This window comes from Paraburkholderia sp. Cy-641, from assembly GCF_011752945.1.
In the GTDB taxonomy this organism is placed as follows: domain Bacteria; phylum Pseudomonadota; class Gammaproteobacteria; order Burkholderiales; family Burkholderiaceae; genus Paraburkholderia.
Map to the genome: position 1 here is coordinate 1 of NZ_VWWM01000045.1, position 20209 is coordinate 20209.

At 66.4% G+C, this 20209-nt stretch carries 15 protein-coding genes and 2 riboswitches; of the genes, 9 read left to right on the forward strand and 6 right to left on the reverse strand.

Annotated elements, in window-relative coordinates; all coding sequences use genetic code 11:
- Positions 1-406: 406 nt before the first annotated feature.
- From F3J20_RS22630 to F3J20_RS22640, 3 genes are all read right to left on the reverse strand, one after another.
- The gene (locus F3J20_RS22630) at positions 407-1054 is read right to left on the reverse strand and encodes an NAD(P)H-binding protein (protein ID WP_167284580.1); all 648 of its coding nucleotides are present in this window, start codon (positions 1052-1054) and stop codon (positions 407-409) included.
- Positions 1055-1261: 207 nt separating this feature from the next.
- The gene (locus tag F3J20_RS22635) at positions 1262-1717 is read right to left on the reverse strand and encodes an Rrf2 family transcriptional regulator (RefSeq protein WP_167040250.1); all 456 of its coding nucleotides are present in this window, start codon (positions 1715-1717) and stop codon (positions 1262-1264) included.
- Between the two features lie 97 nt (positions 1718-1814).
- The gene (locus F3J20_RS22640) at positions 1815-2291 is read right to left on the reverse strand and encodes a hypothetical protein (RefSeq protein ID WP_205192732.1); all 477 of its coding nucleotides are present in this window, start codon (positions 2289-2291) and stop codon (positions 1815-1817) included.
- A gap of 249 nt (positions 2292-2540) precedes the next feature.
- On the opposite strand from F3J20_RS22640, the gene F3J20_RS22645 reads away from it, so the two are divergent.
- Together F3J20_RS22645 and F3J20_RS22650 are read left to right on the forward strand one after the other, a co-directional pair.
- Entirely contained in the window at positions 2541-3122 is a 582-nt protein-coding gene (locus F3J20_RS22645; protein ID WP_167040252.1) for a DJ-1/PfpI family protein, read from the forward strand.
- A gap of 169 nt (positions 3123-3291) precedes the next feature.
- A complete protein-coding gene (locus F3J20_RS22650) occupies positions 3292-3618 on the forward strand; it encodes a hypothetical protein (RefSeq protein ID WP_167040254.1) in 327 nt (108 codons plus the stop codon).
- A gap of 126 nt (positions 3619-3744) precedes the next feature.
- Here the strand turns inward: F3J20_RS22650 and F3J20_RS22655 are convergent, their stop codons facing one another.
- Positions 3745-5511 carry a sensor histidine kinase gene (locus F3J20_RS22655; RefSeq protein WP_167040256.1) on the reverse strand — a complete coding sequence of 589 codons (1767 nt, stop codon included), beginning with the start codon at positions 5509-5511 and terminating at the stop codon, positions 3745-3747.
- 447 nt (positions 5512-5958) lie between these two features.
- On the opposite strand from F3J20_RS22655, the gene F3J20_RS22660 reads away from it, so the two are divergent.
- The 7 genes from F3J20_RS22660 to F3J20_RS22690 all read left to right on the forward strand — a co-directional run bounded on the left by F3J20_RS22660 (position 5959) and on the right by F3J20_RS22690 (position 18738).
- Positions 5959-7146, forward strand: a complete 1188-nt coding sequence (locus F3J20_RS22660; protein WP_167284581.1) for an ammonium transporter — start codon at positions 5959-5961, stop codon at positions 7144-7146.
- A 39-nt stretch (positions 7147-7185) separates the two neighbouring features.
- A riboswitch (Fluoride riboswitch) is annotated at positions 7186-7247 on the forward strand.
- A 75-nt stretch (positions 7248-7322) separates the two neighbouring features.
- Complete coding sequence (gene crcB, locus F3J20_RS22665) at positions 7323-7703, forward strand: fluoride efflux transporter CrcB (RefSeq protein WP_167284582.1); 381 nt, start codon at positions 7323-7325, stop codon at positions 7701-7703.
- A 155-nt stretch (positions 7704-7858) separates the two neighbouring features.
- Positions 7859-7997, forward strand: a riboswitch (cobalamin riboswitch).
- A gap of 33 nt (positions 7998-8030) precedes the next feature.
- Positions 8031-9092: a HoxN/HupN/NixA family nickel/cobalt transporter gene (locus F3J20_RS22670; protein ID WP_167284583.1), complete on the forward strand. Its 1062-nt coding sequence runs from the start codon at positions 8031-8033 to the stop codon at positions 9090-9092.
- Between the two features lie 464 nt (positions 9093-9556).
- Complete coding sequence (locus F3J20_RS22675) at positions 9557-10393, forward strand: IclR family transcriptional regulator (protein WP_167040264.1); 837 nt, start codon at positions 9557-9559, stop codon at positions 10391-10393.
- Positions 10394-10849: 456 nt separating this feature from the next.
- Positions 10850-12238, forward strand: coding sequence for an MdtA/MuxA family multidrug efflux RND transporter periplasmic adaptor subunit (locus F3J20_RS22680; protein ID WP_167284584.1), 1389 nt, complete (start codon positions 10850-10852; stop codon positions 12236-12238).
- A gap of 23 nt (positions 12239-12261) precedes the next feature.
- Positions 12262-15396: an MdtB/MuxB family multidrug efflux RND transporter permease subunit gene (locus F3J20_RS22685; RefSeq protein ID WP_167284585.1), complete on the forward strand. Its 3135-nt coding sequence runs from the start codon at positions 12262-12264 to the stop codon at positions 15394-15396.
- 3 nt (positions 15397-15399) lie between these two features.
- Positions 15400-18738, forward strand: a complete 3339-nt coding sequence (locus tag F3J20_RS22690) for an efflux RND transporter permease subunit (protein ID WP_167284586.1) — start codon at positions 15400-15402, stop codon at positions 18736-18738.
- A gap of 197 nt (positions 18739-18935) precedes the next feature.
- Here F3J20_RS22690 and F3J20_RS22695 read toward each other — a convergent pair whose 3' ends face one another.
- A complete protein-coding gene (locus F3J20_RS22695) occupies positions 18936-19400 on the reverse strand; it encodes a hypothetical protein (protein WP_167040272.1) in 465 nt (154 codons plus the stop codon).
- 215 nt (positions 19401-19615) lie between these two features.
- Positions 19616-20179, reverse strand: coding sequence for a peroxiredoxin (locus tag F3J20_RS22700; protein WP_167284587.1), 564 nt, complete (start codon positions 20177-20179; stop codon positions 19616-19618).
- Positions 20180-20209 lie beyond the last annotated feature (30 nt).

The following is a 20209-nucleotide window of genomic DNA, read 5'->3' on the forward strand; positions in this document are numbered from 1 at the left end:
AGGCTCTGCAAGGCCGGAATCACCGGCGTGCCGCCGCCGGCAGCGGCGGCAACGGCAGCCGGGCCCGCCGCTTCGGCCTTGAGCGGCATCACGCCGAGGCACAGGATTAGCGCGGCGCAAAACAGCGCGGCCATCCATGCGCCGAGCGATGCCGCCGCTCGCGCTCGTGCAAGCGGGCGGCCCGGCGGCTCGCCGGCAATCGGGTCGGTGGAAAAAGGAATGACGGCGTGTGTTGTCGGCGGCCCGCCGCTACACGGCGCAGCCTCGAACTCACGCCGCAAGGGACATGACTGCATGGCAATCCGCAAGAAAACGGCAGACGCCAGTGTAGCCGCAGTTCCGGCCCGCGCGCCCGCGCATGCGTAACTGAATGTTAGGGCGCTTGCACGGGCGGCCACCCAGGGCCTCAGTAAGCGGCCGTCGCGAGTTGGCGGATGAAACGGCCCTGCTCCAGTTCGTCGACGAACGCGATGGCGTAGTCTTCGGCGGAAATGCGGCTATTGCCTTCGGTGTCGGCGATCAGCGTTTTCGCGCCCGTGCGGAACTTGCCCGTGCGCTCGCCCGGCGCGATCAGCGCGGCTGGGGCGAAGCACGTCCAGTCGAGATCGCTCACGCCGCGGTAGTAGTCGAATGCGTCGCGATGCGCGAGCGCGATGCCCTTGTAGGCGTCCGGAAAACCGTCGGTGTCGACCAGTTGCTTGCCCGGCGCGACTTCGAGCGAACCCGCGCCGCCCACCACCACGAGGCGCTTGATCCCCGCCGCGCGCACGCCTTCGACGAGCGCATGGGCCGCCTTCGACAACACCGCGAGATCGCCTTGCGGCGGCGCATACGCGCTCGCGACGACGTCGTGATCGCGCACCGCCGCGCCGACGCTCGCGGCGTCGAGCAGATCGGCCTTCGCCGCGTGCAGATTCGCGACGCCAGCCGGCACGCGTGCCGGATCGCGCGCGAGCGCCGTCACCTGATGCCCGCGCCGCGTGGCTTCCACGGCGATCCGCGAACCGATCATGCCGGTCGCGCCGAACAATGCGATCTTTAGTTGCTTGCTCATGTTGTTGACTCCTGATGCGTTATATGTAACTACTATAGTTACATATTGAGTGAAAAAAAGCGGGGTGCTCACCCCGTTCTACCTCATTCGACTTCGTTCGTCTTTTCAGGCGTGCGTGCGTCACGTGTGCCGCAACACCCCTACACGCGTGCTGCGATGCTGCTTTTACCGCCGTCATGGCATGGCTTCGCCGGCCATGCCGCAACGTCATCCCCCCGCGCGCCGCTTGCGCGCCCGCTGCTTTTCCGTGCGCACGACGTCGGCGGTCGCGTCGGCGAGCGTGCGGCCGGCAAGCGCGCTCTCCATGGCCTGCTGCGCTTCGTCGACGATACCGTGCAGCACGCCCTGAATATTGCGCCCCACCATGCACGCCGGGTTCGGCGCCTCGCGATGCAGCGAGAACAGCGGCGCCTCTTCGACCGCGCGATACACGTCGAGCAGCGTGATCTGCCCGGGTGCCCGCGCGAGCAAGGCGCCGCCGCCCGCGCCCAGCTGCGAGGTGGTGAGCCCCGCTTCCGCGAGCATGCTCAGAAGCCGGCGAATCAGCGCGGGATTCGTATTGACGCTGCCCGCGATCATGTCCGAGGACAGCGGCACGCCCCCCTGCAACGACAACAGCGCAAGCACGTGCACAGCAAACGCAAACCGGCTACTCGTGTTCACAGCGAACCTGCCTCGCGGCGACAATGTGTAACCATGATAATTACACTTATCGCCTTCGTCAAACGAGGCGAGCCGATGCGGGCGACCCGCACGCGGCTCATTTATCCATCTGCTTCTGCGCGTCGGACGACTCGCCCGATGCCGCCGACGCAGCGGACGCCGCCGCGTTCTGCGCCGACCACGCCTGCAGCTTGCGCCCCGCCGCCTCGAGTCCCTGCCCCGTTAGCGACGCGGCCTTGCCCAACTGCGCGTTGGCCGCGCTCGCCGCGTTCTGCAGATTGGCCTGCGCGCTCGACGCCAGCGATGCGGGGTCGATCCTGAGCGACGGCGCGGATGCGGCATCGAGCGTCTGCTGCGCGGCGGCCTTGCTCGCATCGACCTGCTGACCGACATAGCTCGCCGCCTGATCGAGCTTCTGGCCGGCGGCCTGAGCCGCGTCGTCGAGCTTGCTCGTCACCTGGCCGGCCGACGCGTCGTTCTTCTGGCACGCGGCCAGGCCACCGAAGATCAGGACCACGAACGCCGCGCGGCGCAACAGCGAAGAAAACCGCGAAGAAGAAAGAGAGGAAATCATAGGTGCCATGAACCGCCGCGAGGCGGCCCGTGCTTGCGAAGACGCGCCCATGATACCGCCTTGCCCCGCGCGCTCCGTTTTTACGCGCCATGCGCAACACCTGGCGCACGGCCCGAGGATCGTCGCGGTTCTGTCAACGATGATGGAGTAGACTGCCGGAGCATTGAGCAGCATCTGTCAGCATCTCCTCGCGCCGATACACGCGAGTGAACCCGGCGCGGTATTCCGTTGATCAACCGGAGGCATACGATGGCGGCAAAGAAGATCCTGTTCCTGACCGGCGATTTCGCCGAGGATTACGAAACGATGGTGCCGTTTCAGGCGCTGCAGGCAGTCGGCCATATCGTCGACGCGGTCTGCCCGAACAAGAAGGCGGGCGATCGCGTGAAAACCGCGATCCACGATTTCGAAGGCGACCAGACCTATACCGAGAAGCCGGGCCACCAGTTCACGCTGAACGCCTCGTTCGACGACACCGATCCGCACCAGTACGACGCGCTCGCGATCGCCGGCGGCCGCGCGCCCGAGTATCTGCGGCTCAATCCGAAGGTGATCGACGTCGTGCGGCAATTCGCCGAGGCGGGCAAGCCGATCGCCGCGATCTGCCACGCCGCGCAGCTGCTCGCGGCCGCCGACGTGATCCGCGGCAAGCGCATTTCCGCCTACCCGGCCTGCGCGCCCGAAGTGAAGCTGGCGGGCGGCGAATACGCCGACATTCCCGTCGACGCGGCGATCACCGATGCCAACTTCGTCACCGCGCCCGCATGGCCCGCGCATCCCGAGTGGCTGCGTCAATTCCTCGTGCTGCTCGGCACGCGTATCGAGCATTGAGGTATCGCGTTCGACCGCTGGCGCGCCTGCGCGCCAGCACATGCGGCAAGCGCGGACGCAACGCCGCGCTCGCCGCCAGATCAAGCGGCCCCCTCATTTAAGATTTGTCCGATAGTTCTCGAAGCAAAGCTCCCCCATAGTCGCGGCTGCCCTGGGGAGTGCCGCTTCGATGAAACTGACCGACTGGATCGTCCTGCTTGCCGTCATCCTGATAGCAATCGCTTTTTTCTGCGCGCGCCGGCCCGGCGCCTGGTCGCGCAACACCCGCTCGCGGCAAATAAAGGGCACGCGCCTGCTGCTACAGGCCGCGTGCTCGCTGTGGGCAGCGAGCCTGATCGTCGCGCAAGGCTTTTTCAGCGTCGATGGCTTCGCCGGCCTGCGGCCCGCGCCGATCGAGGCGCTCGCGGGTGGCGCGGTACTACTCGCCTGCGGCTGTTACTGGTCGATACGCGGCACGAGGCTGCTCAAACCGCGGCGCATCTTCGCGGGCTGCTGAACGGGCACTGGGTGGGCGATCGGACGAGCACCGCGCGGGCCGCAGGGCCGCCGGCAGCCTCGCGCCGCGTTCCTGACGCTCTTCTCCTGCCGCTCTCCCGCCTCTCCCTCACGCCGCTCTCGCGCCCTACCGGGTCCCGATCCCCCGCTGCACATCGATCGCGGACGCAGGCGCGGACAGCCTCGCATCGCCGCCACCGTCGCCGGCCTTCGCCCACTCGCGCGTCTCCCTCTGCGCGAGACTGCCCGGCGAATCGCGGCTCGCGAGAATCCCGGCCGCATCGGCAAGCACCCGCGCACCGGCTGCCCCGGCCCCCGCTTCGGGCAGCGACAGATAAAACGTCGTCCCGGTTCCTTCCTTCGACTCCGCCCACACGCGGCCGCCGTGCCGCTCGACCATGCGCCGCACGAGCGCGAGGCCGATGCCCTCGCCGGCCGTCGCGTTGCCGTGCAGACGCTGGAACGCGTTGAACAGACGCGGCAGCGCGACCGCCGGAATCCCGAGGCCGTTGTCGCGCACGTAGAAGATGCGCAGCGACTGCACGCCGGGCGGCGCCGGCGTCGTGCCGATTTCGATGCGGCCTTCGCGCGCCGGCGCCAGATAGTTGACCGCATTGCCGACGAGGTTCGCGAAGATCTGTTCGAGCGCGGTCGGATCGCCCCACACCGCCGGCAATTCGCCGAGCGTCACGCGCGCGCGCCGCGCGCGGATCGAGCCCTGCATCGCATCGACGACGCGCTGCACGATGTCGCGCACGTCGACCTTCTGGCGCCGGTATTCGACGCGGCCGACGCGCGAGAGCCGCAGCAGCGCGTCGATGATGTGCGACGAGCGCAGCACGGCCGTCTGCAGATAATGCAGCGCCTCGCCGACGTCCTCGTCGATCACGCGCTCGATGCGTTGCCGCGCGCCGGCCGTGAGCGTCGATTCGCGCACCGCCGCGCGCAGTTCGTCGCAGGCGCGGATCAGTTCCTTCGAAAAGCCCTGCAGGTTCACGAGCGGCGCGCGCAGATCGTGCGACACGCTGTAGATGAACATCTCGTTTTCCTGGGTCTGCTGCCGCAGCGTCTCGTTGATGCGCGCGAGTTCGGCCGCGCGGCGCTCGAGGTCCGCATGAAAGCGCGCCTCGATGCGCTCGGCTTCGAGCAGACGGCGGCTCGTCTCGTGCAAGGTCAGGTCGAGCCGCGCGATCTCGTCGCGGCCTGCGCCGATCGGCGCAAGCGGCTCGTTGCTGGCGAGGCGCCCGGCGTTGTCGGAAAGCTGCGCGAGCCGGCCGCGCACGCCGCGCGTGAACAGCCACACGGCCATCGCGACGAACAGCAGCGAGCCGAACGCGGCCGCGACGATCAGCGATTGCTGACGGTCGCGCGCGGCGTCGGCGGCATTCGAGCGCAGCATGTCGAGGCGCCGCTCCTCGGCCTGGAACGCGGTCACCTGCAGACGAAAATGGTCGAGCACGTCGGCCTGGGCGAGATCGTGGAAGCGCGCGAGAATGTCGGCCCGGCGCCCCGCGTGCATCAGGTCCTCGATCCGGTCCGACCATTGGCGATACGCCTGCACCGCCTGGCGCACCTCGACCACGCGCTCGACCTGCGCCGGATTGTCGGCGACCAGCTCGGCCAGTTGATCGATGCGCCGGTCCACGTCGACCCATACCGCGACCGGCGTCGTGAAGCGGACGTCGTTGGCAAGCACGGCGCCGCGCAGCGCGACCGATTCCGACAGCACCGGGTCGAGAATCGCGGTGCTCTGGCGCAGCACTTCCTCGCTGTGCATTGCCCAGCGCTCGGCTCGCGCCGTATCGGCCTGCGCCTTCACGAGTCCGGAGAGCAGCGCCAGTTCGAGAACGGCGGGAATCGCGATCAGCAACAGGCCTTTAGTGGTCAGTCTCATGCGTACGCATTGGTGGGAATGGCCGGCGGATCGTGCACGGAATCGGCACATTATGTCGGCGTTTGCGCGGGAAGACAAAGCGGGCCGCAGGCCGGGCCGCACGGGAAGCCGGCGCGAACGCGACGCGAGACACGCCGCCCGGCTGTCGGGCGCCGTATGCACCGCATACACCGCAGGCGCCTCATGCGTCAGGAATCCAGATAAAACTGTAATAGAAATCGAAGATTATGCCCCCAGCTGGATCATTCCCGCCGCCATCCGGCGCGCATGCACTTTTTTTGTGCCTGTTGTCGCTATTCAGGTGCAAAGTCCAGCCCACGCGGCACGGTGCGAAATCGTGTGCAAGTCCATCCCGGTGCCTGCTTGCACCGCACCGGCGCCGCCGGCACAACTTTGGCCCACTTCTTGCTCACATAGCGCACTTTTTGGCATAAGCGGGACACATCGATGGAAAGTCTGAAATACGGCGCCGACACCGAGTTTCTTCTGCTCGGCGCCGCCATGGTGCTGGCGATGCACGCGGGCTTCGCGTTCCTTGAACTCGGCACGGTGCGCAAGAAGAATCAGGTCAATGCGCTCGTCAAGATCCTCGTGGATTTCGCCGTCTCGACGATCGCGTATTTCTTCATCGGCTACACGATCGCGTACGGCGTGCAGTTTTTCGGCAGCGCCGCGTCGCTCGCCGAGCACAACGGCTACGGGCTCGTGCGCTTCTTCTTCCTGCTGACGTTCGCCGCCGCGATTCCGGCGATCGTCTCGGGCGGCATCGCCGAGCGCTCGAAATTCAACCCGCAGCTGTTCGCGACGTTCGTGCTGGTCGGCTTCGTCTATCCGTTCTTCGAAGGCATCGCGTGGAATGACCGCTTCGGCATTCAGGACTGGCTCACGCAGGCGTTCGGCGCGCCGTTCCACGACTTCGCGGGCTCGGTCGTCGTGCACGCGTTCGGCGGCTGGGTCGCGTTGCCGGCCGTGCTGCTGCTCGGCGCGCGCCACGGCCGTTATCACCGCGACGGCGGCATCGCCGCGCATCCGCCCTCGAACATTCCGTTTCTCGCGCTCGGCGCATGGGTGCTGACGGTCGGCTGGTTCGGCTTTAACGTGATGAGCGCGCAGACGCTCGACAAGATCAGCGGCCTCGTCGCGGTCAACTCGCTGATGGCGATGGTCGGCGGCACGCTGAGCGCCTGGTTCGCCGGCCGCAACGACCCCGGCTTCACGTACAACGGCCCGCTCGCCGGACTCGTCGCGGTATGCGCGGGCTCCGACCTCATGCACCCGCTCGGCGCGCTGGTGACGGGCGGCATCGCCGGCGTGCTGTTCGTCTATATGTTCACCTGCGTGCAGAACCGCTGGCGCATCGACGACGTGCTCGGCGTATGGCCGCTGCACGGCCTGTGCGGCGCGTGGGGCGGCATCGCGGCCGGCATCTTCGGGATGCGCGCGCTGGGCGGCATGGGTGGCGTGTCGCTCGGCGCGCAGGTGCTCGGCACGCTCGGCGGCATCGTCGTGGCGGTGCTCGGCGGCACGCTCGTGTATGGCGTGATCCGCATGACCGTGGGCCTGAGGCTCGATCAGGAAGAGGAATACAACGGCGCGGATCTGTCGATCCACAAGATTTCGGCGACGCCGGAGTGAGCCGGGGTGCGCGTACAAATGCGCACACCGATGTTAGACTGCGCGGCTGGAGATGGCATTCTCCCTTAACCGCCCTTGGGGCTGATGATGCCTGCTACGCCCGGTCATGCGGACGCGGCATCGTCTCGCCCGCATGAACCGGTTTGTCGACACACTCCGGTTTCCGATCCTCTTCCATGTATTGGTCCTTTCTCGCTGTCGCCATCGGCGGCGCACTCGGCTCGCTGTTTCGCTGGTTCCTCGGCATTCGCCTGAACGGCCTGTTTAGCGGACTGCCGCTCGGCACGCTGGCCGCCAACGTGATCGCCGGCTACATCATCGGCGTGGCGGTCGCGGGCTTCGCGCGCGTGCCGCAACTCGCGCCGGAATGGCGGCTCTTCGTCATCACCGGTTTGATGGGTGGTCTCTCAACGTTCTCGACCTTCTCCGCCGAAGTCGTGCAACGCCTGCAGGACGGACGGCTCGGCTGGGCGGCCGGCGAAGTCGCGATTCACGTCAGCACCTCGCTCGCGATGACGATCCTCGGCATCGCAACGGTGTCGCTGCTGTCGCGCTGAGCAGCCGGCTCGACACTCGCTCGGCACCCGCGCAGTACTCGCGTGCGGACATGCGTGCCGCCGCCCGAAAAACCCAACCGGGAGCGAAACCGGAACCCGTTCGACGGTCTCGCCGACTCTCGCGGCCGGCGCAGAAATCGACTTTTCAGTATCGGCGATGTATAAGCCCACAGGGCCTACGCCTCAACACGGACACAGCGGGAAGCCGGTGAGATTCCGGCGCGGTCGCGCCACTGTATCGGGGGAACCTGTTTCACCCCGGAGTCAGACCTCGCTATGTCGTCTTTTCCCAACCTGCACGGAACGCGCAATTCCTGGAGATTCAACATGCTTGATCGACTCGCCGAGATTTTCAACGATTCGGATTCGAGAGTCCGCAGCAAATTATTCGGCATCTACGGCGTGCTGATCGCCATCAACCTGCTCGCGTGGGTGTGGGCGATCGTGGCGTTCCACCACTATCCGGTGCTGCTCGGCACCGCGCTGCTCGCGTACGGATTCGGCCTGCGCCATGCCGTCGACGCCGACCACATCGCCGCCATCGACAACGTGACGCGCAAGCTCATGCAGGAACGCAAGCGGCCCGTTGCCGTGGGCTTCTTTTTCTCGCTCGGCCATTCGAGCGTCGTCGTGCTCGCGTCGGTCGCGGTGGCGCTCGCGACCACCGCGATCCAGGGCCGCTTCGACAACTACAGGGAGATCGGCGGCATCGTCAGCACGGCCGTGTCGTCCTTTTTCCTGTTCGCGCTCGCGCTGATGAACTTCCTGATTCTGCGCGGCATCTACCGCGCGTGGCGCCACGTGCGCAATGGCGGCGCCTATGTCGACGACGACTTCGACATGCTGCTCGCGAATCGCGGCTTCATCGCGCGCCTGTTCCGGCCGCTCTTCCGGCTCGTGACGCGTAGCTGGCACATGTATCCGATCGGCTTTCTGTTCGGCCTCGGCTTCGACACCGCCACGGAAATCGGCCTGCTCGGCATCGCGGCGACGCAGGCGGCCAAGGGGCTCTCGCCGTGGGCGATCATGGTGTTTCCGGTGCTGTTCAGTGCGGGCATGTCGCTCGTCGACACGCTCGACGGCCACCTGATGCTCGGCGCCTACGGCTGGGCGTACGAAAGGCCGCTGCGCAAGATCTACTACAACATGACGATCACGCTCGTCTCGATCGCGGTCGCGCTCGTGATCGGCGGCATCGAGGCGCTCGGCCTTCTCGCGGATCAGCTGAACCTGAAAGGCGGCATCTGGGACGCGATCGGCGCGCTCAACGATAACTTCGGCATGCTCGGCTACATCATCATCGGCATCTTCGCGCTCAGCTGGCTCGTGTCGGCGGTGATCTATCGCGTGAAGCGTTTCGACGAGGTGCAGACCAACCCGCAGGTCTGAGCGTACGAGAGCGGAAAGAAAGCGGAAAAGAAAAAAAGGCGTCACGTTGCCGTGACGCCTTAAAAGTTCTAGCCATTCCGAGGGCCGTGCTAGAACCTGAGAGACGGTATTAAAGCAAAAGCAGCGGGGGTTAAAAGCGGTGCCGCGGTGCCTGAAAGCAGACTTCGAAAGCATTCGCCGCCGAGCCCCTTGCATTCCCGCGCGATACGGGCAACGGGAACGATACGGCCGGCAACCTTTCTGGAAGATTCCATCTTTCGAAATAATGTTCCATTTTTTATGATTATGCTGACTAAGTCAAGCAAAATCCGAATCCAGGTCGTTCCGGCAACTTTTTCCGATAGAATCGATTTGTCACAAACAAAACTGAACTGGTGCCACGGCTGGAAGATGCCCGCCGTCTTCCGTAGACCGGCCGTCGACGGGGGACGAACTCAGAATCTGAAATACAGTTCCAAAAAACCATGAAACGACCTACTCCGATCCCGAGCGCAGCGGTCGTCGCCAAAGACCGGGACGGCTCGGGCGACGAAGTCACCGCCCTCGCTCGCGGCCTGACCGTGCTGCGCTCGATTGCCGCCGCGAACGCGCCGCTGAGCAATCGCGAACTCGCCGAACTCACCGGCATTCCGAAGCCGACGGTCTCGCGCATCACGGCGACGCTGGTCAGCGTCGGCTTCCTGCTGCGGCTGCCCGACAGCGAACGCTTCGTGCTGACTTCGTCGGTGCTGGAGCTGAGCAACGGCTTTCTGCGCAATTTCGACATCCGCGCCCGCGCACGGCCTTTCCTGATCGAACTCGCCGAGCGCACCGCCCTCTCGGTGCATCTGGCCGTGCGCGACCGCTTCGACATGGTCGTGATCGACACGATCCGGCCGCGCTCGGCGGTGCTCGTGTCGCGGCTCGAAATCGGCTCGCGCATGAGCCTGACGCGCACCGCGGTCGGCCGCGCCTATCTGGTGGCGCTCGAGCAGCCGGAACGCGAAGCGTTGCTTGCCGGTCTGCAGACGGCCGAAGGCAACGAATGGGGCTACATCGGCGGACGGCTCGAAAGCGCGATCGAGGACACGCTGGAGCGCGGCTTCGCGATCGCCACCGGCGAGTGGTACGACGGCCTCAATGCGATCGCGCTCGGCTTCGTCGGGCCGTCGGGCGAGCGCTATGCGGTCAATTGCGGCGGCGCGGCCGACCAGTGCCCGCGCGACTGGCTCATCTCGCATGCCGCGCCCGCGCTGCTCGAATGCATCGGCAAGATCGTGCTCGAAGTCGGCGGCACGCCGGCGCGCCGGCTCGACACCTGAGGCACCGAGACAGACACCGCGACAGGCACGGCGAAAAGCACCGCGGCCGGATGCGCCACCAGCCGGCGCACGCGGCCGACGGCGCCCGGCGAGGCGCCCCTTCACACCAGGCCAACAATTTCCCAACATCCTGTAACCTTCGTAATTAAACGAAAAATAGGCGGCTGGACTGTTACAGAGACCGCAACGTACGATCACGCATCCCGTCGCGGGATACACGCGCATCTGGCCGTTTTTGCCGTCGAAAACGGCGCCGCGCGCGCCGTGGTGATTCCGCATTGCGTTAACATCTCTGTCCCGCGCCTCGGGTAGCATCGCGTTGCGCGACGCACCCGCAACCGAACGCAACCTGACGCAACCGCAGCCGCCTGTCATGCCGTCCACGTGTCGCCGCCCTGCGGGCGCGGCAAACGCGCGAGCGGCGCACATCAAAAAGCCAGCCACCCGACCGAACCGATGGACGAACAACAAAAGCACCCGGAAAACCAGCGCCCCACCGCTTCCCAACCGTCGGCAAGCGGCGCGCAACATGGCGCGCCCGGCGCGGTAAAGCGGCATCGCGGCCGCACCATCGCACTGATCGTCGCGGTTCTGGTCATTCTCGGAGTGGTGCTATGGCGCTGGCATCCGTGGGGCGGCGCGAGCGGCGCCAGCGCCCCGGCCGGCGCAAGCGGTGCGCGGGGCGGTGGCCGCTTCGGCCGCGGCGGTCCGAACGCGATGGCGAACATGGCGCAGCCGGTGCACGTCGCCACCGCCACGCAAGGCGAGATGCCGGTCGTGCTGACCGCGCTCGGCACGGTCACGCCGCTGGCTACCGTGACCGTGCTGCCGCAGCTGAGCGGCGTCCTGCAGGACGTCTATTTCAAGGAAGGCCAGATGGTCAGGAAGGGCGACGTGCTGGCCCAGATCGACCCGCGCCCGTACGAGATTTCGCTGCGCAACGCCGAGGGCACACTGGTGCGCGACGAGGCGCTGCTCGCCACCGCGCGCCTCGACCTCAAGCGCTATCAGACACTGCTCGCGCAGGACTCGATCGCGAGCCAGCAGGTCGACACGCAGGCATCGCTCGTGCGCCAGTACGAAGGCACCGTGAAGTCCGACCAGGCGAATGTCGACAGTTTCAAGCTCGACCTCATCTACGCGCGCATCACCGCGCCGGTGTCGGGCCGCGTCGGCCTGCGCCAGGTCGATCCGGGCAACTACGTGACCTCGGGCCTCGCGAACGGCATCGCGGTCATCACGCAGTTACAGCCGATCAGCGTGATCTTCACGACTTCGGAAGACAACCTGCAGCAGATCATCCAGCACACGCAGAACGGCGAACAGCTCTCGGCCACCGCCTACGACCGCAGCAACACGCGGCCGCTCGAAGTCGGCTCGCTGAAGACGATGGACAACCAGATCGACACGACCACCGGCACGGTGCGTCTGCGCGCGCTCTTCGATAACAAGGACAACGGGCTGTTCCCGAACCAGTTCGTCAACACGCGCCTGCTCGTCGACACGATCAAGGACGCCGTCATCGTGCCGACCTCGGCGGTGCTCAACGGCTCGATGGGTCCGTTCGTCTACGTCGTGAAGGACGACAACACGGTCACGGTCCGGCCGGTCAAGCCCGGTCCCGTGGACGGCGAGCGCACCAGCATCAAGTCGGGCCTCGCGCTCGGCGAGCGCGTCGTGATCGACGGTTCGGACCGTCTGCGCGAAGGCTCGAAGATCACGATTCCGGCCGAGCGTCCCAGTGGTGCATCGGGCGCATCGGGCGCGCACGCTGCGGTCGGCGCCTCGGGTGCTTCCGCCGCGCATGCGCATCGCGGCAGACACGCGTCGCAAGCTGCGCAATAAAGTAAAGGCACGGCACTTACCGCATGAATCCATCCCGCGCTTTTATTCTGCGTCCCGTCGGCACCGCGCTGCTCATGGCGGCGATCATGCTGGTCGGCCTCGTGGCGCTGCGCTTTCTGCCTCTCTCCGCGCTACCCGAGGTCGACTATCCGACGATCCAGGTGCAGACCTTCTATCCGGGCGCGAGTCCGGACGTGATGACGTCGTCGGTGACGGCGCCGCTCGAGCGGCAGTTCGGACAGATGCCGTCGCTCAATCAGATGTCGTCGCAAAGTTCGGCAGGCTCGTCGATCATCACGCTGCAGTTCAGCCTCGACTTGCCGCTCGACATCGCCGAGCAGGAAGTGCAGGCCGCCATCAATGCGGCCGGCAACCTGCTGCCGTCCGACCTGCCCGCACCGCCGATCTACGCGAAGGTCAATCCGGCCGACGCGCCGATCATCACGCTCGCGATCACCTCGAAAACGCTGCCGCTCACCCAGGTGCAGGACCTCGCCGACACGCGCCTCGCGCAGAAAATCTCGCAGGTCGCGGGCGTGGGTCTCGTCAGCCTGTCGGGCGGCCAGCGCCCGGCCGTGCGGATTCAGGCGAACCCGCGCGCGCTCGCCGCGTACGGCCTGAATCTCGACGATCTGCGCACCACGATCTCGAACCTCAACGTCAACACGCCGAAGGGCAACTTCGACGGCCCGACGCGCAACTACACGATCAACTCGAACGACCAGCTGACCGATCCCGACCAGTACAAGAGCGCGGTCATCGCCTACAAGAACGGCCGGCCGGTCATGCTGACCGACGTCGCGAACATCGTCGCGGGCGCGGAGAACACCAAGCTCGGCGCGTGGGTCGACAACACGCCGGCGATCATCCTGAACGTGCAGCGCCAGCCGGGCGCGAACGTGATCCAGGTGGTCGACAGCATCAAGGCGCTGCTGCCGCAACTGCAGCAGGCGCTGCCCGCCGCGCTCGACGTGCAGGTCGTCACCGACCGCACCACGACGATCCGCGCCTCGGTGCGCGACGTGCAGTTCGAACTGGCGATGTCGGTCGTGCTGGTCGTGCTGGTGATGTACCTGTTCCTCGCCAACGTCTACGCGACGATCATCCCGAGCCTCTCGGTGCCGCTCTCGCTGATCGGCACGCTCGCCGTGATGTACCTGTGCGGCTTCTCGCTCGACAACCTCTCGCTGATGGCGCTGACCATCGCGACCGGCTTCGTGGTCGACGACGCGATCGTGATGATCGAGAACATCGCGCGCTACGTCGAGGAAGGCGACACGGCGCTCGAAGCCGCGCTGAAGGGCTCCAAGCAGATCGGCTTCACGATCATCTCGCTGACGGTCTCGCTGATCGCGGTGCTGATTCCGCTGCTGTTCATGGGCGACGTGGTCGGCCGGCTGTTCCACGAATTCGCGATCACGCTCGCGGTGACGATCGTGATCTCGGCGGTCGTCTCGCTCACGCTCGTGCCGATGATGTGCGCGAAGCTGCTGCGCCACACGCCGCCGCACGAAAGCCACCGCTTCGAGGCGAAGGCACACCGCTTCATCGACTGGGTGATCGCGCGCTACGCGGTTGCGCTCACGTGGGTGCTGAACCGGCAACGCTCGACGCTCGTCGTCGCCGTGCTCACGCTCGTGCTGACCGGCCTCTTGTACGTATTCGTGCCGAAGGGCTTCTTCCCCGTGCAGGACACCGGCGTGATCCAGGCGATCACGCAGATGCCGCAGTCGGTCTCGTTCGCGTCGATGGCCGAGCGTCAGCAGGCGCTCGCCGCGCAAATTTTGAAGAACCCGGACGTCGACAGCCTCACGTCGTTCATCGGCGTGGACGGCAGCAACATCACGCTGAACAGCGGCCGCATGCTGATCAACCTGAAACCGCGCGACGACCGCAGCAACACCGCGAGCGACGTGATCCGCCAGTTGCAGAAGGACGTCGCGCACATTCCGGGCGCCTCGCTCTTCATGCAGCCGGTGCAGGATCTGACGATCGACTCCACCGTGAGCCCGACGCAGTACCAGTTCATGCTGACCGATCCGAACATCAGCGAATTCACGACGTGGGTGCCGAAGCTGGTCGACCGCCTGAAGCAGTCGCCCGAACTCGCCGACGTCGCGACCGATCTGCAGGACAACGGCCGCTCGGTGTTCATCGAGATCGACCGTGCGACCGCCGCGCGCTTCGGCATCACGCCGGCCACGATCGACAGCGCGCTTTACGACGCGTTCGGCCAGCGCATCATCTCGACGATCTTCACGCAGTCGAACCAGTACCGCGTGATTCTCGAAGCGCAGCCGACGATGCAGCAATACACCGATTCGCTGAATTCGATCTACCTGCCCTCTTCCACCTCGACGGGCGGCCAGGTGCCGCTGTCGTCGATCGCGAAGTTCATCGAGCGGCCCGCGCCGCTGCTCGTCACGCACCTGAGCCAGTTCCCGGCCACCACGGTGTCGTTCAACCTCGCGCCGGGTTCGTCGCTCGGCGCGGCCGTGCAGGCGATTCAGCAGGCCGAGCAGGACATCGGCCTGCCCGCCTCGTTCCAGACGCGCTTCCAGGGCGCGGCGCTCGCGTTCCAGGCCTCGCTCGCCAACGAGCTGTTCCTGATCCTCGCGGCGATCGTCACGATGTACATCGTGCTCGGCGTGCTGTACGAGAGCTTCATCCATCCGATCACGATTCTCTCCACGCTGCCGTCGGCCGGCGTCGGCGCGCTGCTCGCGCTGCTCATGACCGGCCACGATCTCGACATCATCGGCATCATCGGCATCGTGCTGCTGATCGGCATCGTGAAGAAGAACGCGATCATGATGATCGACTTCGCGCTCTACGCCGAGCGCGAGGAAGGCAAGCCGCCGCGCGAGGCGATCTACCAGGCGTGTCTCTTGCGCTTCCGGCCGATCCTGATGACCACGTTGGCCGCCCTGCTCGGCGCGCTGCCGCTGATGCTCGGCACCGGCGCGGGCTCGGAGCTGCGCCGCCCGCTCGGTATCGCGATCGCGGGCGGCCTGATCGTGAGCCAGCTGCTGACGCTGTTCACGACGCCGGTGATCTACCTCGCGTTCGATTCGCTCGGCCGCCGCCTGCGCGAGCGCTTCAACCGTAGCGACTCGTCCGGCAGCGCCACGCCGCCCGCCACCGATGCGGGGAACTAGGCGATGAACCTGTCGCGTCCGTTCATTTCCCGCCCGGTCGCCACCACGCTGCTGGCGATCGGCATCGCGCTGTCGGGCGTGTTCGCGTTCACGAAGCTGCCGGTCGCGCCCTTGCCGCAGGTCGATTTCCCGACCATCTCGATCCAGGCGTCGCTGCCGGGCGCGAGCCCCGAGACCGTGGCGACGAGCGTCGCGAGTCCGCTCGAACGGCATCTGGGCTCGATCGCCGACGTCACCGAAATGACCTCGTCGAGTTCGGTCGGCGCGGCGCGCATCACGATGCAGTTCGGCCTGAACCGCGACATCGACGGCGCCGCGCGCGACGTGCAGGCCGCCATCAACGCGGCGCGCGCCGACCTGCCCGCGAGCCTGCGCAGCAACCCGACCTATCATAAGGTCAACCCCGCCGACGCGCCGATCCTGATTCTCGCGCTCACCTCGCACACGCTGACGGCCGGCCAGTTGTACGACTCGGCCGCCACGGTGCTGCAGCAGTCGCTCTCGCAGGTGGACGGCATCGGCGAAGTGGACGTGAACGGCTCGGCGAACCCGGCCGTGCGCGTCGAACTGGAGCCGCATGCGCTGTCGCACTACGGCATCGGTCTCGAAGACGTGCGCGCGGCGCTCGCCTCGGCCAACGCGAACAGCCCGAAAGGCTCGATCGAGTTCGGCGAGAACCGCGTGCAGCTCTACACCAACGACCAGGCGAGCAAGGCATCGCAGTACAAGGACCTCGTGATCGCCTATCGCAACGGCGCGCCGGTCAAGCTCTCGGACATGGGCGAGGTTGTCGATTCGGTCGAAGACCTGCGCAACCTCGGTCTCTTCAACGGCAAGCGTTCGGTGCTCGTGATCCTGTACCGGCAGCCCGGCGCGAACATCATCGAGACCGTCGACCGCGTCAAGGCCATGCTGCCGCAACTGCACGCGTCGCTGCCCGCCGACGTCGACATCGAGCCGACCTCGGACCGCTCCACGACGATCCGCGCGTCGCTGAAGGACACCGAGCGCACGCTCGTGATCGCGGTCGCGCTCGTCGTGATGGTGGTGTTCCTGTTCCTGCGCAACTGGCGCGCCACGCTGATTCCGAGCGTGGCCGTGCCGATCTCGATCATCGGCACGTTCGGCGCGATGTATCTGATGGGCTTCTCGATCGACAACCTCTCGCTGATGGCGCTGACCATCGCGACCGGCTTCGTCGTCGACGACGCGATCGTCGTGCTCGAAAACATCTCGCGGCACATCGAGAACGGCGTGCCGCGCAGGAAGGCCGCGTTCCGCGGCGCGCGCGAGGTCGGCTTCACGGTGATGTCGATCAGCATCTCGCTCGTCGCGGTGTTCCTGCCGATTCTGCTGATGGGCGGCATCGTCGGGCGCCTCTTCCGCGAGTTCGCGCTGACGCTGTCGCTCGCGATCGCGGTGTCGCTCCTCGTCTCGCTCACGCTCACGCCGATGATGTGCTCGCGCCTGCTGCGCGAGCCGCACGAAAAGCGCGAGGAGAGCCGCTTCGGCCAGTGGCTCGAGCGCGGCTTCATGTCGATGCAGCACGGCTACGAGCACACGCTCGGCTGGGCGCTGCGCCATCCGCTCCTGATCGTCACCATCCTGCTGCTGACGATCGCGCTGAACGTCGCGCTCTACATCATCGTGCCGAAGGGCTTCTTTCCGCAGCAGGACACCGGGCGGCTCGTCGGCGGCATCCAGGCCGACCAGAGCACCTCGTTCCAGGCGATGAAGGGCAAGTTCGCGCAGATGATGGACATCGTCGGCAAGAACCCCGCCGTCGACAGCGTGGTCGGCTTCACGGGCGGCCGGCAGACCAACTCGGGCTTCATGTTCGTGTCGCTCAAGTCGAAGAGCGAGCGCAAGCTCTCCGCCGATCAGGTGATCCAGCAGCTGCGCGCACCGCTTGGCGACGTGGCCGGCGCGCGCACGTTCCTGCAATCGGTGCAGGACATCCGCGTGGGCGGCCGGCAATCGAACGCGCAGTATCAGTTCACGCTGCTCGCCGACTCGACGCCCGATCTCTACAAGTGGGGACCGAAGCTGACCGAGGCGCTGCAGGCGCGCAAGGAACTCGCGGACGTCAACTCCGACCAGCAGCAAGGCGGCCTCGAAGCGATGGTGACGATCGACCGCGCGACCGCGTCGCGCGTCGGCATCAAGCCCGCGCAGATCGACAACACGCTCTACGACGCGTTCGGCCAGCGCCAGGTGTCGACGATCTACAACCCGCTGAACCAGTATCACGTCGTGATGGAAGTCGCGCCGCGCTACTGGCAGAGCCCGGAGATGCTGAATGAAATCTTCGTCAGCACCTCGGGCGGCAGCGCGAGCGGCGCGCAAACCACCAACGCGCCGGCCGGCACGGTGACCGCGCACGCGGCGGCGAGTACGACCAGCACAACCAGCACGACCAGTGCGGCCACGGGCGGCGCGGCGGGCACCACCGCCACGAGCGCGGCCAGCATCGCCGCCGACTCCGCGCGCAACCAGGCGATCAACTCGATCGCGGCGAGCGGCAAGTCGAGCGCGTCGTCGGGCTCGCCGGTGTCGACCGCGAAGGAAACGATGGTGCCGCTCTCGGCCATCGCGAGCTTCGGGCCGGGCACCACGCCGCTGTCGGTCAATCACCAGAGCCAGTTCGTGGCCTCGACGATTTCGTTCAACCTGCCGCCGGGCGTGTCGCTCTCCACCGCCACCCAGGCGATCTACGACACGATGGCCGAGATCGGCATGCCGGGCACGATCCACGGCAGCTTCCAGGGCACCGCGCAGGCGTTCCAGCAGTCGATGTCCGACCAGCCGATCCTGATCCTCGCGGCGCTCGCGGCCGTCTACATCGTGCTCGGCATCCTGTACGAAAGCTATATCCACCCGCTGACGATTCTCTCGACGCTGCCGTCGGCCGGCGTCGGCGCCCTGCTCGCGCTGCTGCTCTTCAAGACCGAGTTCAGCATCATCGCGCTGATCGGCGTGATCCTGCTGATCGGCATCGTGAAGAAGAACGCGATCATGATGGTGGACTTCGCGATCGAGGCCTCGCGCCACGGGCTGTCGTCGCGCGACGCGATCTACCAGGCGTGTCTGCTGCGCTTCCGGCCGATCATGATGACCACGTTCGCGGCGCTGCTCGGCGCGTTGCCGCTCGCGTTCGGACGCGGCGAAGGCGCGGAGATGCGCGCGCCGCTCGGTATTTCGATCGTCGGCGGGCTGATCGTGAGCCAGATGCTCACGCTCTATACGACGCCGGTCGTGTATCTCTACATGGACCGCATCCGCGTGCGCTGGGAAGCGCGCAAGGCGCGCCGCTCGGGTGGCGCGACGCCGACGTCGTCGTAACGTTCAATGGCAACGCGGCGGGTTGGCATGCCCGATAAATTCGATGCATGCGAACCCGCCGCGTGAGCCGGCGCGACAAACCAGCAGAAGACTTTTAAAGCGAGAGCTTCGGCGTTTTCCCGCGGCGTTTCGTTGAAAACTTTTGCTCCGCGTTGCCGTTCTTAAGCCGGCTCGGTGTTTCTGTTCAGGGTTTTTGCTCAGAGTTTCTGTGCAATAGCCAGCGCAAAAATCCGCTGCCATTGGCGCGCCTCGCGCTCGCCCGACATCGGCACGATCCACTCGGCGTGCCGCGGGTCCTTCACCTCGAGCGCAAGTTGTGCCTGCGCGCCGCCGCCCCGCACTTCGGCGCCGAGCAGATCGGCGAAGATATACGCGCCCTTTTCGTCGCCGACGCGAATCTCGCAGAGCCGCTTGGCCGCCGCGAGCCGCAGCGCACCCCAGTTGCCCTTCAGCTCATGCGTCCAGTCGCCGTCGCGCACGTTCGGCGCGACTTCGCGGCGCCGCCGCAGCCAGTGCGCCAGCGCGCCGATCAACAGCAGCGCGACCAGCACGGCAACGCCGACCGCAACGGCCAGGCCGAACGCGGCCTGCAACGCATAAAAGGCCCGCACCGCACCGTACACCAGCGCGATCAGCGCAATCAACGCAACGAGAATCGGCATCGCTCACTCACCCGGCAAAAGGCTTGAGCCTAGCACGAGCGCGCGCCGGTCCGCGATGCAACCCGTCGTTGCGCCAATCGCGGCGCCGCGCGCAAGAGGCCGGCGGGCCGACGCGCCACGGCTTGCCTGCCGCTACGGCGCTGCGTAGCCGACTATGCGGCGTGCCCTGGCGGGCACCAGGCGCACCAGCGGGCACCACCGCACCCCGCCCCGCCTCACTGCGCCTTATGCGCCGCCGTCCAGTCCTTGAGCGCCTTCAGCGTGTTCTCGACATGCTTCTCGGGCGACAGGCTCGTGTATTCGTAGATGATCTTGCCGTCCGGCGCGATCACGTACGACACGCGATTGGCCATGCCGCTATGCAGCGGCATGCCGGCGTCGTATGCGCCGATTACCTTCGAATCGGCATCGGCCGCGACCGGGAATTTGCTGCGGCACTCGCTGACCGAGAACTTCGTCAGCGTATCGATGTTGTCGTGCGACACACCGATCACCGTCGCACCGTACTTCCTGTATTCGTCGACCGCATCGGCGAACTCGTGCGCCTCGATCGTGCAGCCCTTCGTGAACGCGGCCGGATAGAAGTACAGCACGACCGGGCCCTTCTTCAGTTCGTCGGCGAGCGAGTAGGTGTAGGTCTTGCCGCCGAGCGAGGCTTCGGTCGTGAAGGTCGGCGCGGTGTCGCCCGGCTTCAGCGTCGCCGATGCGAGCGGCGAATGCATGGCGAATCCGAGCGCCATGACGGCGGCGAACGCCGCCGGTAGGTGTTTGATCTTCATCTGCGTCTCCCTGCGTGAGCACACGCGTTG

Bases quoted from the DNA above. Each gene is read 5' to 3' on its own strand.
- F3J20_RS22675 (WP_167040264.1), top strand. From the start codon at position 9,557: ATGAAACGACCTACTCCGATCCCGAGCGCAGCGGTCGTCGCCAAAGAC.
- F3J20_RS22640 (WP_205192732.1), bottom strand. From the start codon at position 2,291: ATGATTTCCTCTCTTTCTTCTTCGCGGTTTTCTTCGCTGTTGCGCCGC.
- F3J20_RS22645 (WP_167040252.1), top strand. From the start codon at position 2,541: ATGGCGGCAAAGAAGATCCTGTTCCTGACCGGCGATTTCGCCGAGGAT.
- F3J20_RS22655 (WP_167040256.1), bottom strand. From the start codon at position 5,511: ATGAGACTGACCACTAAAGGCCTGTTGCTGATCGCGATTCCCGCCGTT.
- F3J20_RS22690 (WP_167284586.1), top strand. From the start codon at position 15,400: ATGAACCTGTCGCGTCCGTTCATTTCCCGCCCGGTCGCCACCACGCTG.
- F3J20_RS22630 (WP_167284580.1), bottom strand. From the start codon at position 1,054: ATGAGCAAGCAACTAAAGATCGCATTGTTCGGCGCGACCGGCATGATC.
- F3J20_RS22660 (WP_167284581.1), top strand. From the start codon at position 5,959: ATGGAAAGTCTGAAATACGGCGCCGACACCGAGTTTCTTCTGCTCGGC.
- crcB (WP_167284582.1), top strand. From the start codon at position 7,323: ATGTATTGGTCCTTTCTCGCTGTCGCCATCGGCGGCGCACTCGGCTCG.
- F3J20_RS22685 (WP_167284585.1), top strand. From the start codon at position 12,262: ATGAATCCATCCCGCGCTTTTATTCTGCGTCCCGTCGGCACCGCGCTG.
- F3J20_RS22670 (WP_167284583.1), top strand. From the start codon at position 8,031: ATGCTTGATCGACTCGCCGAGATTTTCAACGATTCGGATTCGAGAGTC.
- F3J20_RS22680 (WP_167284584.1), top strand. From the start codon at position 10,850: ATGGACGAACAACAAAAGCACCCGGAAAACCAGCGCCCCACCGCTTCC.
- F3J20_RS22650 (WP_167040254.1), top strand. From the start codon at position 3,292: ATGAAACTGACCGACTGGATCGTCCTGCTTGCCGTCATCCTGATAGCA.
- F3J20_RS22695 (WP_167040272.1), bottom strand. From the start codon at position 19,400: ATGCCGATTCTCGTTGCGTTGATTGCGCTGATCGCGCTGGTGTACGGT.
- F3J20_RS22700 (WP_167284587.1), bottom strand. From the start codon at position 20,179: ATGAAGATCAAACACCTACCGGCGGCGTTCGCCGCCGTCATGGCGCTC.